This is a genomic window from Mariniradius sediminis, from assembly GCF_021491425.1.
GTDB classification, from domain to species: domain Bacteria; phylum Bacteroidota; class Bacteroidia; order Cytophagales; family Cyclobacteriaceae; genus Mariniradius; species Mariniradius saccharolyticus.
Map to the genome: position 1 here is coordinate 14,352 of NZ_JAKEVZ010000008.1, position 13,458 is coordinate 27,809.

The 13,458-nt window shown below is 45.4% G+C and carries 8 protein-coding genes; 5 read left to right on the forward strand and 3 right to left on the reverse strand.

What is annotated here, in order from left to right:
• Positions 1–14: 14 nt before the first annotated feature.
• From L0U89_RS11235 to L0U89_RS11250, 4 genes are all read left to right on the forward strand, one after another.
• Complete coding sequence (locus tag L0U89_RS11235) at positions 15–1,154, forward strand: FIST signal transduction protein (RefSeq protein WP_234861616.1); 1,140 nt, start codon at positions 15–17, stop codon at positions 1,152–1,154.
• Entirely contained in the window at positions 1,155–2,228 is a 1,074-nt protein-coding gene (locus L0U89_RS11240) for a sensor histidine kinase (protein ID WP_234861617.1), read from the forward strand.
• Complete coding sequence (locus L0U89_RS11245) at positions 2,225–5,605, forward strand: sensor histidine kinase (protein WP_234861618.1); 3,381 nt, start codon at positions 2,225–2,227, stop codon at positions 5,603–5,605. Before L0U89_RS11240 ends, L0U89_RS11245 begins: the two co-directional genes overlap by 4 nt.
• A 367-nt stretch (positions 5,606–5,972) precedes the next feature.
• Entirely contained in the window at positions 5,973–8,162 is a 2,190-nt protein-coding gene (locus L0U89_RS11250) for a tetratricopeptide repeat-containing sensor histidine kinase (protein WP_234861619.1), read from the forward strand.
• Positions 8,163–8,241: 79 nt separating this feature from the next.
• Here the strand turns inward: L0U89_RS11250 and L0U89_RS11255 are convergent, their stop codons facing one another.
• Positions 8,242–9,141, reverse strand: a complete 900-nt coding sequence (locus L0U89_RS11255) for a Ppx/GppA phosphatase family protein (RefSeq protein ID WP_234861620.1) — start codon at positions 9,139–9,141, stop codon at positions 8,242–8,244.
• A gap of 133 nt (positions 9,142–9,274) precedes the next feature.
• Complete coding sequence (locus tag L0U89_RS11260) at positions 9,275–9,556, reverse strand: DUF202 domain-containing protein (RefSeq protein ID WP_008623216.1); 282 nt, start codon at positions 9,554–9,556, stop codon at positions 9,275–9,277.
• Positions 9,557–9,704: 148 nt separating this feature from the next.
• Here L0U89_RS11260 and L0U89_RS11265 point away from each other — a divergent pair, with 148 nt between their 5' ends.
• Positions 9,705–10,868: a THUMP domain-containing class I SAM-dependent RNA methyltransferase gene (locus tag L0U89_RS11265; protein ID WP_234861621.1), complete on the forward strand. Its 1,164-nt coding sequence runs from the start codon at positions 9,705–9,707 to the stop codon at positions 10,866–10,868.
• 106 nt (positions 10,869–10,974) lie between these two features.
• Here L0U89_RS11265 and L0U89_RS11270 read toward each other — a convergent pair whose 3' ends face one another.
• Positions 10,975–13,074, reverse strand: coding sequence for a M28 family peptidase (locus L0U89_RS11270; protein ID WP_234861622.1), 2,100 nt, complete (start codon positions 13,072–13,074; stop codon positions 10,975–10,977).
• Positions 13,075–13,458 lie beyond the last annotated feature (384 nt).

Genomic DNA, 13,458 nt, shown 5'->3' on the forward strand with positions numbered 1-13,458 from the left:
CATCAGAAATAACCATGAAAGCTAAATCAATCAAAGGCACGTCTGCTGAAGAAATTAAATCTGCTTTGCAACAAAGTCTGGGGGATGGATTTAAACCGACCTTGGCCATTGCTTTTGTTTCTGTCAAACAAGACCGCAAAGCCATCTGCGAGGTATTGGATGAAGCGGGCCTTTCCATTTTTGGGGCGACCACCAATGGCGGTTTTATGGATGACCAGGTGGTTTTAGGAGAAGCAGCGATTCTGCTCTTGGATATGAATCCGGCATATTTCCAAATCTATTTTGAAGAATACCCACTCAAGAATTACCGTGAAGTTGCTGCCGGAATTGCAAATAAGGCATTGATGCGTTTTTCCAATCCTGCATTTCTAATGGCAGGCAGCCATATGGAAACCGATGCTGAGCAATTGCTATTTGGCTTTGAGGATGTCATTGGCAAACAAGTGAACATTTATGGCGGCATGGCAGGAGATGATTTCTCATTTACGAATCAATTTGTTTTCACTGCCAATGAAGAATCTAAAAGAGGTATAATCGTCTTAGCCATCGATGAGAATAAAATAAAAATAAAGGGGAGGGCTACCTGTGGTTGGAAAGCGGTGGGCACGGAACGAACCGTAACAAAGAGTGAAGGCAATCATGTTTTTACTGTGGATGATGTCCCGGTGCTTGACCTGACAGCAAAATATGGCGGTCTTGAAAATGTAACTCCGGAAAATGGTGGATTCTCCATTGAGGTGGCTGCACAGTTTCCCTTGCAGTTGCAACGGGAAGTGGGGGACCCGGTCATGAGACCCGGTCTGTTGGTTGACTGGAGTGACCATTCCTTTTATTGCAGCGGATCTGTGCCGCAAGGTTCAAAAGTTAGGTTTTCCCTTCCTCCGGATTTTGACGTGATCGAAAAGGTAATCAAAGCTTGCGAAGACTTGAAGGCTGAGGAAATGGCGGAAGCCGATGCATTGGTTATTTTCAGTTGTGCGGGAAGGTATATCACGCTGGGGCCTTTGATTGGGGATGAAATTGAAGGCATGGTCAACGTATGGGATGTGCCGATGGTGGGGATGTTTAGCAATGCAGAGCTTGCACGGGCAACGGGAGGAAACCTCGAGATGCATAATCTCACCACCTGTTGTGTGGTACTTAAGGAAAAATAAATGAACATACATCTCCAGCATATTCTCGACATCCTCCTTCAGCTTGAAGATATCTCTGAAGGGCAAAAAAATTCCCTCATTAAATCTTTGAAGGAAGCTGATAAAGAGTTGACGATTTTAGAATTCAAACTTGACCGCACTGAAAAGGTAAAAAGGACTACGGCCATTCTTTTGGAGGAAACGATCGAGGAGCTGGAGCTAAAGAGAGCAGCGGTGGAGGAAACGCTGAAAGAACTCAAAGCCACCCAAGCCCAACTTATCCAGCAGGAAAAGCTCGCCTCATTAGGCCAACTTACCGCAGGCATCGCACACGAAATCAAGAACCCGCTGAATTTTGTGAATAACTTTTCGGAAGTGAGTTTGGAGCTTTTAGATGAAGTAAAAGAGACAAGAATCAAGAACCAAGAAACAAGACCAAGGACAGAGGAAGACGAAATTGAGGATGAGATTTTGGAGGATATAAAAGCCAATTTGGAGAAAATCCATGAACACGGCTCCCGAGCCAATGGCATCGTCACCTCCATGCTGCAGCATTCCCGTGGTGGTTCGGGCAAAAAGGAACCCACCGACCTCAATGCACTGATCAAAGAATATGTTAACCTGAGCTTTCACGGCATGCGGGCCGGCAAGAACCCGATCGATGTGGAGATTGCCTTGGAATTGGATGATACGATCAAGGAGATTCCCTTGGTCCGGGAGGATTTTACAAGGGTGATAATCAACCTGTGTAACAATGCTTTTGATGCCATGAGAAGCAAAGTAGACCTGACAGGTTTTAAAAACCTGTCAGGTCTTGAACCTTACCACCCCAAACTCACCGTCCGCACCAAATCCGAAAAGGACCGCATCCTCATTTCAGTCGAGGACAATGGCCCTGGCATTCCTGATGAGATCAAGGACAAAATCCTGCAGCCCTTCTTCACCACCAAAAAGGGAACCGAAGGCACGGGGCTTGGGCTGAGTATTACGCATGATATCGTGAAGGCGCATGGGGGAGAGTTGAAGATTTTGACAAAAGTCGGTGAGGGGACTGAATTTCAGATACTGTTACCTTTTAATCAAACCGAAAAATGAGGTCAAAATCTAAGGGAATAATATTTAGAACGAGCATTCTGCTTACGATGCTGGTGCTAATGTGCACTCAAGTGGCTTATTCCCAACTTTCAGTAAAAAACCTGACCTGGTACACCGAAAAGGATGGATTGCCTGGCACCCAGGTAAATAAGATTATTGTAGACCAATTTGGGTATGTCTGGATAGGAACCATCAATGGTCTTGCGCGCTATGATGGATACAATTTCAAACGCTTTTACCAAAATCCCAATGACCCGGGATCTATCAAAGGACTGGTGGTCTGGTCGATTTTCGAAGACAGCAAGGGCAGGATTTGGGTGGGATCCCAGCCAGGCAACCTCAATGTGTATATCCCTGTAACCCAGTCTTTCAAACACTACAATTTTACCGACCTGGTGGAATCTGCACCAAATGTCGAAATGGGCATCGTTTCAATTACCGAAGATAATTCTGGTAAAATATATTTCGGCGTAACCGCGCTTTATTCCGACGAAATCACTTCCACCTTACTTTTTTTGGATGAAAAAGCGGATAAAATCGAAAAAGTAGCTGCGCCCGAAGGGCAGGTGATCAACAACATCAAGAGCTTGAACACGGACAGCAAAGGTAGCGTCTGGGTGAGTTGTTGGAATGGGATTTTCAAGATTGAAAATGATGGAAGTATCAAAAAAGTCAATCCAAGAATCAAATCAGGGGGACCGTTTTTGCTAGGCGAATATGAGGATCAGTTAATTTCTGATCCATCAGGCTTTGTGTGGGGGATCACGAATTTTGGCCGATTGTTGCGAATCGATATCGAAACCTATGAAACCGAGATCATAGCGCCTTTGGGAACCCTGGAGAATTATTACTTCAACAATTTGATGATGGATAAGCAAGGGAATATCTGGATTGGAACGAGCATTAACTTGTTTCAATACAATCCCGATACCAAAAAGATAATTGGATTTGACACCCAATCCAAAAGGGACTATCAGTATTCGGCGGTTAATACCCTGGCGCAGGATTCGTTTGGATCGGTTTGGATCGGTACCAATAGTACCGGGATGTACAAATACGAGGAACGATCGGTCTTCAAATCATTTGTCTCCAAAATAGATGACCCCAAGTCGTTGACCGCCGGCTGGGTCAACAATCTCCTTGAACTAAACGACGGAAAAGTTCTGGCGATAACTTCAGGTGGTGGGTTGAATGTTGTTGATTTGGAGAAAGATGAAGTAGTACCATTGCCGTACCAGCGATTCCTGCCTGGCATGCATGCGATTATCGGAGTCGTCGAGCATTTGCCCGGGGAATACTATTTAAGCACTGACATTGGTGTTTTTCGGTTTAGATATCCCAGCAACATATTTGAAGAAATGGACCTTTCCGGTGTTCCACCAAACGCCATTGTCCGACATTTTTTAAATGATAGGCAGGGGAATCTGTGGGCATTCACCTTCGAAGGTATATACAGAAAAGGTGCCTCCGATGTAGATTTCAAAAGACCCGAAATCAAAATTGAACCGGGTGATGAAGCTCGTCTCATGAGCTCCACCCGAGCTTTTGAAAGCACTGTCTATGGTTTATGGATCATAACAAATGATGGATTATTCTTATACGACTACAAATCCAACAGCATCACCCGCCTAGGGCATGACCCTTCCAAGGGCGATGTTTTTGTCACCCAGGATGTGAACGCGCTCTATGAAGATTCACCTGGGGTGGTATGGGTTGGTACCTGGCAAGGTGGACTGAGCCGTTTTGATGTAAAAAGTGGGAAGATAAGGACCTACACTACTGATGATGGATTGCCTTCGATGAGTATCCAGTCTATTGTCGCCGATGAAAAAAACCAATCGCTTTGGCTTAGCACATTCGAAGGTTTGAGTCGTTTTGACATCGCGACGGAGAAATTTTACAACTATTCAATTGAAGAGGGAATACAGGGGCAGCAGTTTGCCGATGGATCGTTTCTGAAAACCAAAAGCGGGAATATTCTTTTTGGCGGTTCAAATGGCTTTACGGTTTTCGATCCCGAATCAGTGAGGAAAGACTCAAAACCGCCTCTTGTTTTCCTAACAGATCTGAAATTGTTCAACAAATCGGTTGTTGCAGGGGACAATTCCGTACTCAATAAACCCATATATTACACCGAGTCGATTTCCTTGTCCCATGATCAAAACAATGTCTCGATTGAGTTTACAGCGCTACACTTCAGTAATCCGTCGAGAAATCGGTTTGCCTATAAGCTAGAGAACTACGACTCCGAGTGGAGAGAAGTCGCTTCCTTGCAAAGTGCTTATTATCCCAATCTTCCGCCCGGAGAATATGTGTTCCGAGTAAAGGCCGCCAACAACAACGGCGTGTGGAATGAAGAAGGGGCCACATTGGCTATTTTGGTTAGAGAGCCATGGTGGAACACGATATGGGCTTATGGTCTATATGGTGTACTTTTTCTTGCCGGTGTATTTGGCGCAGATAGGTACTTCAGAAACCGTGTCATTCAGAAGGAAAGGGAGCGTGCCCAAGCCAGAGAACTGGAACATGCCCGCGAAATTGAAAAAGCCTATTCCGAACTCAAATCCACCCAAGCCCAACTCATCCAACAGGAAAAACTCGCCTCGCTAGGTCAGCTTACCGCAGGCATTGCCCATGAGATCAAGAACCCGCTGAATTTTGTGAATAACTTTTCGGAAGTGAGCATTGAGATGATCGAGGAGGTAATAGATTCAAGACTCAAGACTCAAGATACAAGACCCAAAACGGAGGCTGATGAAATAGAGGATGAGATTTTGGAGGATATAAAAGCCAATTTGGAGAAAATCCACGAACATGGTTCCCGTGCCAATGGCATCGTGACTTCCATGCTGCAGCATTCCCGTGGTGGTTCGGGCAAAAAGGAACCTACCGATCTCAATGCCCTGATCAAAGAATATGTTAACCTGAGCTTTCACGGCATGCGGGCGGGCAAGAACCCGATCGATGTGGAGATTGCCTTGGATTTGGATGATACGATCAAGGAAATTCCCTTGGTCCGGGAAGATTTTACCAGGGTCATTATCAATCTGTGCAATAATGCTTTTGATGCCATGCGGCAAAAATTTAATTCAGAATTGAAAATTATGAATTCTGAATTATACCACCCCAAACTCACCGTCCGCACCAAATCCGAAAAGGACCGCATCCTCATTTCAGTCGAGGACAACGGCCCAGGCATTCCCGATGAAATCAAGGATAAGATCCTGCAACCATTCTTCACGACCAAAAAAGGCACAGAAGGAACCGGGCTTGGGCTGAGTATTACGCATGACATCATAAAGGCGCATGGAGGCAGCATCAAGGTGAACTCGGTGGCGGGGCAGGGTTCTGAATTTATCGTCGAAATTCCCGTTTGATTTTACGGAAGGGGTATGCGGATTTATCCTTATCCTGAAAAAAGAAACGAAGTACACGGCAACTAATTTTCGAAGTATATGCTCAAGCTTGAAAAAAACGAAGGTATTTCTAGGCCGAATTCATTACATTTGAAGAGGAGCAAAAAGGCGCATGGCTGGTTTGGGTTTTGAGGATTACGGCTTCGAGGTCTACTGTGTAATAGAAATTTATATAGCGAAATAATATGGTCTGGCAGATTGGGTCTGAATCCTTTTTTATGAAAAACAAGCATTTAATCTTCAATTCTATGGAGTGGCTCATTGATTCATCCAGACACCAATTCCAATATTTGGTTTTTTTTGATAAAAATAGTTCATTGGTCACCGTATGAAGTTTTTGAAGGTTATTCTTTTGTTCTTTTTGTTTCAGCTTGGGTTAATTGGCTATGCCGAGGCCCAGACCCCGAGGGCGGATAGCTTGCTGAATGTTGCGCAGACCGCCAAAGTCGACAGCCTTAAAATCCAGTCCTATATCGACCTGGGCAATGAGTTCATGGGTTCGGATGTCAACAGGGCCGACAGCTATCTCGATGAAGCGCTTCGACTTGCTACAGTTTCCAGTGACAGCATTAGATTGGCGCTTGTGTACAACACGAAAGGGAGATTGTTTGCCCAGCAGGGAAAGCTCCAGGAAGCAATGCAGATGTTTGAAGTCGCGCTCAGCCAATTCAGGCTGAATGGAGACAAGACCGGTGAAGCCAACGTCCTCAGCAACCTGGGTTCCATTTACTTTAGGATGGGCAATAACCAAAAAGCACTCGAACACCATTACCAATCCCTGAAAATTTCAGAGGAAATCGGGAATACCCTTCGGATTGCCACCTCGTACAACAACATCGGTACAGTATACCAGCAAGCGGAGGCAACTATGGACGATGCGCTAGCTTCCTACAAAAAGGCGCTTGAGGGATTCACCAAGATCGACAATCAACCTGGGATGGCAACTGTCGCCATGAATATCGGTGAGATTTATTTTTTGGAATCAAAGTATGATTCTGCGATACAGTACCATGAATTGGCACTTGGTCTTTGTGATGGAACCTTGGACGCTACTTTTCCATTGACCCAATTGGGTGAAATTCACGGTTTACAAGATAAATTCAACATTGCATTTGGATACCACAGGAGGGCCTTAGACATCGCAGAAAAACTGGACGCTAAGTATGAGGTAGCGCAGTGTTTGATTGGATACGCCAAAACACTCAAAAGACAGGGCGATATCGACGGCACGATTTCGGCACTGGAGAAGGCTAAGGATATCGCCATGGAAATCGACGCGAAAAGTGAACTTCTTAACGCCTACATGGTGCTTTCCGAGATGTATGCGCTTAAAGGCGATTTCAAAACGGCCTATCTCTATGAGCTGGAGGTCAAGAAGGTGAGCGATGAAATCTCCAAATCCAGTACCGAACAAATGATCCAACAGTTACAGTTTGATTTCGAATTGAGCCGGAAGCAGGCCGAAATCGAGCTGTTGCAAAAAGATACCGAGCTCAAAAATGCAGCGGTGTTCAACCAAAGGATTATCATTTTCACTGCGTTGGGCGGTTTAGTGCTTTTTATCGCGATTAGCATATTCCTTTTCCGAAACAATTTGAGCAAGCAAAAGGCAAACAGCCTCCTACAGGCACAACGGGATGAAATTCGAGAACAGCGGGAAAAAGTGGAATCAGCATTTGACCAGTTGAAATCAGCACAAGCCCAACTGATCCAATCCGAAAAGATGGCTTCCCTGGGAGAGTTGACCGCCGGAATAGCGCATGAGATCAGGAATCCGCTGAATTTTGTAAACAATTTTTCTGAAGTCAGCAACGAGCTCATCGTTGAAGTGCAAGAAGAGCGCGAAAAGCCAATAGAAATTCGCAACGAGAAGCTTATAGAGGATATTTTGGGGGATATCAAGGAGAATCTCTCGAAGATCAGCCACCATGGAAAACGTGCAGATGCGATTGTTCAAGGCATGCTGCAACACAGCAGGACAAGCACTGGCGAAAAAGCAATGACTGATATCAATGCCTTGGCTGCTGAATACCTGAGACTTTCTTACCATGGCATGCAAGCAAAGGACAATGCGTTCAACGTCCAATCAAAATCCTATTTTGACCCGAATCTTCCCAAAATAAAAGTGATTCCCCAAGATATCGGTCGCGTATTCTTAAATATCATCAACAATGCCTTTCAAGCTTGTGTCAACTACAAACCCGAGGTTGGTGAAGGTGACAACGGAAAGCCCGAGGATATTTACTTGCCGACCGTGACCGTCAAAACATCTCTGGTCAAATCCGCAGCGGGTGGTCTGTTGGCACAAGTCGCTATCGCCGACAATGGACCTGGAATTCCTGAATCCATCAAGGACAAGATTTTTCAGCCTTTTTTCACCACAAAACCAACTGGACAGGGGACTGGCTTGGGACTGAGTCTCAGCTATGACATCATCAAGGCACATGGTGGAGAGATAAGTGTTGACTCAACCGTCGGAAAGGGTACTGTGTTCACCCTTTCGCTTCCTGTTGTTTAGGTTTTTGAGATGGCTGGGATGAGGGTGGGAAATCGTAGCCCAGAATGCCAATGAGTTTCAGTTGTTGGGGTGAAAAGGCTTATTCCGTGCCGGTCCGTGGTTTTTTGTTTCGGTTTTTTCGATAAAGTACATGCATGATTCCATCCTTCAGTCCGACATCGGGTACGATCATTTTCTTGGAGGATGCGGCTTCCATCGCGGCCAGGTAGATTTTGGATGCGGGAATGATTACATCCGCGCGATCTGGATTTAGATTTAACTTATTCACCCGCTCGTCGATGGAAAACGATTCAAGGTAGGATTGGACTTCCTTGATTTTTTCGATGGTGAGAAACCGCTTGTTCTTACTTGGATTCGAAAGTTCAAAAATCTTGCTGATGTTGCCGCCGGTACCTATGGAGATGATTTGGTCTTTTTTGGTAACATGGTCGCCTATGAACTTGCTCATGCTTTTCCAAACTGTAAGGGGAATGGTATCTTCCAAGGCACGTACCGAACCGATTTTGAATGATTTGGTGGCGATTTTTTCCCGATTGATATAGATGTTCAATTCGGTACTTCCTCCGCCCACGTCGATGTGCAGGTAGGATTTGTCATCGATGTAATTGCCAAGGGCAAGGTTGATCAACTCGGCCTCGTGGTTGCCGTCGATGATGTTTATTTTTAGTCCAATATCCTCACGCACTTCTTCGACGATTTCTTTTCCATTGATGGATTCCCGCATGGCCGAAGTCGCGCAAGCCATATAGTCGTCTACTTCATAAAGGTCAATGAGCAGCTTGAATGCCTTCATCAATTTGACAAACTTCCGTTTGTTTTTGTCGGAAATCTTCTGCTCATGAAACACATCCAATCCCAGCCGTAATGGAAAACGCAGGTATTCCAGTTTCTTGAAGTTGGTATTGCCTTCGTAGTGCGTCACGTGGGTGATTTGGAGGCGGATGGCATTGGAACCTATGTCGACGGCGGCAAGTTTCAAAGGGTATAGGATTGGTTTTTTACAAATATCCTGATTTCAATTTAACCCAAGTTCTCCAAATATTCGAGAGGATTGTGATTTAAGTGCTCAAATAAAAAAGGGGTGATTTTTCACCCCAGCCAATTTCCCTCGATCACATTTCTTGATAATAGTGTTTTTTGAGCTTCTTTTTTACTCTGAAGAAGCTATAAACGCCAATTATCAGTGTCGCCAAACTCAGTGCAAAAGCCAAATAGCCTAGTTCGCGGATGTGTTCCAACGCATTCACTTCCATCAATGCGGTGCCACTTACCAAAAAATAAAGTGAAGTCCGAATAAAGGAAAGCAGGGTCCGGTCATTAGCCAAGTAGGTTCTCTGACGAGCCAAATAATCCCTCACAATCAACTCCTGTTCGGTAAAGTTTTCTTTTTCCATCTTTTCAATTTTTTTGCAAAGATAATTGTTTGTCATTTTTGCCAATGTGACAAAGATACCTGACCCCTAGGATCTGTATGTTCAATTCCTAATGATTCCTCTGACAAGTTCCATCTTCTGTTCCCATTCAAATCACTACCTTTGACCCATGATGGATTTTAGGACCAAGGGTAAGGTGGTCGTCACCTGCAAGGATAAGTTTGCACCCTTTTTAGAAAGAGAATTGTTAGAATTGGGTTACAAGCCCTTGTTGACCGGAAATACGCACGTGGAGTTGGAAGGCACCTTGTTGGATTGCATTGTGCTCAATCTACACCTCAGGACGGCAAGCCATGTTTTGTTTGAAATTCGCTCCTTTTACCTACACCATGCTGATGATATTTATCGAAGGATCAAGGCCATTCCCTGGGAAGAGTATATCACGGAGGATACCTATTTCTCTGTGATTTCTTCGGTGGATCATCCCAGTGTCAACAACCCGCTTTTTGTCAACGTCCGCATCAAGGACGCTATTGCGGATCGATTTCGTGAAAGGACGGGTGTCCGTCCGGATTCCGGTTCGGAATTGAGAGGAGCTGTTTTCCAAATGTTTTGGAAGGATACCCGGGCAAGTCTGTATTTCAATACTTCCGGCGAGACACTTGCCAAACACGGATACCGCAAGATACCTGGAAAGGCGCCTATGCTTGAGGCCCTTGCCTCATCCGTTATCATGGCGACCGAATGGGATATGTACAGCCCTTTCGTAAATCCGATGTGTGGCTCCGGAACCTTAGCGATCGAGGCGGCCATGATGGCAACAAATAGGTTTCCGGGTAGTCTGAGGGAATACTTTGCGTTTCAACATATTCTTGGCTATGAGGAGGAATTCCTCGAAAGGCAGCGAAGAAAGATGGAGGACAAAGTGACCAAAAAGCCAAACCTAAAGATCATCGCTTCTGACATCAGTACCCAAGCGATTTTGTTTGCTCGGGAAAATGCCATGCTAGCAGGAGTGGAAGATTTGATTGACTTTCAGGTTTGTGATTTTGAGGAGACGGAGTTTCCCGAAAATGCAGATGGAGTCGTGATTTTCAACCCAGAATATGGCGAACGGCTAGGAGAGGAGGGAGATTTGGCAGACACCTACAAGAGAATGGGGGATTTTATGAAACAGCGCTGCGCCGGATACACGGGCTATATTTTCACGGGAAACCCAAGTTTGGGAAAACGAGTGGGACTTCGCGCTTCGCGAAAAATTGAATTCTACAACGGCACCATCGACTGCAGGTTGATGAAGTTTGAATTGTACAAGGGAAAAAGTAATGCCTGATGGGCGCAGGGTTTGGAATACAATCGGATAAGATTGGCTCCTTGAAACGAAAAAAGGCTTCCGGAATCGAATCGGAAGCCTTTTTTATTTTCTGGTACACTCAGGATCAAAGCATCTTCAATACATTGTCGATTTTGGACTTGAGATCGATAATCGCCTTGCTGTAGCGCTCGTCCCATTCTGCGAGTCTTGCTGTGGATTTTGACTCTGTTTCGTATTTGATACCCGGCAAAATCCAAGAGGCATAACCGCTAAATGGGTCCGTGGACACGTAGAGCGAACGGTACCAATTTCCAAAATACATGCCTTTGGGATCGATGAAGCTTTTTTCCAGACTCAGCATAGCCTTGTTGATTTCCTTCGACTTTTTGCTTTCTATTTGGTCACTTGCTAGTGCTGCCGCCAATTTCTGATCCAAGGTTTCGGCACTTGCTTTTAATGCTTCGAGCGCTTGGGTTGATTTTTCAAAGCCTTTGAACCCGCTTTCGTATGATTTTACATTCTTTTCTGCCTGAGCGAAGTGTTCCTTGAGGTCTTTGGCATAGCGGCCTGCTTCATAAGGAATGATATCAGCATTTGCCAATCGAATCGCTGCAATACCTACAACCTGTTCGACGGTGCCACCCATCTTGAAGCTCGGGTCAGCGAATTTTTCATAAAAATATAGGTCATCATAGTTGGTGTGGTAGAGCGAGGGACCGCCGGCACCGCCACTCATGGACGGCACGCCCACATGCATGTAGAACGCGATATGGTCGGATCCGCCGCCAAGGCTCCCGATTACAGGTTCCTCCTGTTTTCCAGCCCAGACTTCGTAAACGGTCTTGGATGAATCCGGAAAAGCGACGGTTTTGGCTGATTCCATGATGATTTTCTTCAATGTTGGAGCCGCAGCAAATCCAAAATTCCTCCCCGAAACAGCCGCATCCAAGTTGATATAGGCAACAGCCTTGGCACTGAGTTCGTCGCGCAGTTGCTCCACCCATTCCGTCGAGCCGATGACGCCATGTTCCTCAGCATCCCAATGGGCGATCATAATCGACCGGGCCGGTCGTTTTCCTTCTTTTGCAAGTTTTCCTAAGGTCTCACTCATGCTAAGAAGCATTGCGGTCCCTGAGTTTGGATCTGTGGAGCCAAAATTCCAAGCGTCGTAATGACAGCCAAGAATTACCCATTCGTCTGGATTCGTGGCGCCCTTGAGTGTACCGACCACATTGTAGGCACGGGTGATGCCTTTTTCCTGGTTGACTTTGAGGCGTACGGTGAGTTCGCTGCCTCCCTCCAACCGATAGGTGAACGGAAGACCGCCCTGCCATCCAGCCGGAACAGGCTTCCCTTTCATTTTGCCAATGATTTCCTTCGCAGATCCATAGGAAATCGGAGTCACGGGAATGGTATGCAATCCGACTTCCTCGGGCTTCAGTCTTTTGATTTTGGTTTTCCCATCCATTGGCAATGCAGGTTCGAAGGGCGTAAGTGGATCGCCGGTCCAGTCCACGGTCAATAAAGATCCCCGTTGGATAGAACTTTCACTGAATCCCGTTCCTTCCGGAAAAACCAATCCCCTCATGTATCCCGCGTCGGCTGGGTCTGTAAAGATGATCAATCCCGCCGCACCGTATTGCTCGGCAAATTTTGCCTTATATCCGCGGAAGTTACCTCCATATCTTGCAAGCACTATCTTCCCCTTGATATCCACGCCCATTTCTACGAGTTTTTCAAAGTCTGCCTTGGTGCCATAGTTGGCATAGACTACCTCCGCCGTCACGTCACCACTTCCCGAATATGCATTCCAGCCTTTCCATAGGTTTGGATTGGCAGAATAAGGGTCCTCGGGCAAAATATTCTCCTGCTGGTTCAAAGGTTGCCGAATCGGTGTTACTAATTCGACGAGCGATTCCCCTGGCCCCTTTGAAAGGTAGAGGTCATATGGGTATATATTCACTTCCCAACCTGCGGCTTTCATTGCTTCAGCCATGTAGTCCCGTACCTTTTCGTTGGCAGGCGTGCCGGCGACATGGGGTTCGGAGGTAATCGCGAACAAATGCGTCTTGAATCTGCTAAAGTCGACAGATGATTGGAATGATTTTTCAAAGGCAACCTGTGCTGGTCGGTTTTTTGCGCTGAATCCGTCTAAATTTTGGCCCTTTGCCACAGAACCAAAAAGGACCAACAATGCCAAGAAAAGGAAATTTCGCTTTTTCATAAGGTCTTGGAATGTAATTCGTGTTTACGCAAAGATATTCAAAGGACCATTTGCAGTGTCCTAATCTTGTTGAATGGTATTTATTTTCCTTGGTCGAAAAAAGAAATCCCCACATGATTCATGCGGGGATTTCGACGGTTTAAGTTCAAGGGTAATAAATTCTTGGAGTATTTTTTAATTTCTAAGTCGGATGATTGAGTTAATTGATGGCTAACAAATAAACTATTGATTTTCTGTATTCCGAACGAATCCTTGATTTTTTTCGTGACTTTTCAATTGTCAACGTATTCAAATTTCAAGCCACTTATCCGATACCAATTCCCTCAAAAGAGGTAACATGAGAGAAGAATAGCAGCGTGGAATCTTTTTTGGAAACTATTTTGT

Bases quoted from the DNA above. Each gene is read 5' to 3' on its own strand.
- L0U89_RS11235 (WP_234861616.1), top strand. From the start codon at position 15: ATGAAAGCTAAATCAATCAAAGGCACGTCTGCTGAAGAAATTAAATCT.
- L0U89_RS11240 (WP_234861617.1), top strand. From the start codon at position 1,155: ATGAACATACATCTCCAGCATATTCTCGACATCCTCCTTCAGCTTGAA.
- L0U89_RS11245 (WP_234861618.1), top strand. From the start codon at position 2,225: ATGAGGTCAAAATCTAAGGGAATAATATTTAGAACGAGCATTCTGCTT.
- L0U89_RS11250 (WP_234861619.1), top strand. From the start codon at position 5,973: ATGAAGTTTTTGAAGGTTATTCTTTTGTTCTTTTTGTTTCAGCTTGGG.
- L0U89_RS11260 (WP_008623216.1), bottom strand. From the start codon at position 9,556: ATGGAAAAAGAAAACTTTACCGAACAGGAGTTGATTGTGAGGGATTAT.
- L0U89_RS11265 (WP_234861621.1), top strand. From the start codon at position 9,705: ATGATGGATTTTAGGACCAAGGGTAAGGTGGTCGTCACCTGCAAGGAT.
- L0U89_RS11270 (WP_234861622.1), bottom strand. From the start codon at position 13,074: ATGAAAAAGCGAAATTTCCTTTTCTTGGCATTGTTGGTCCTTTTTGGT.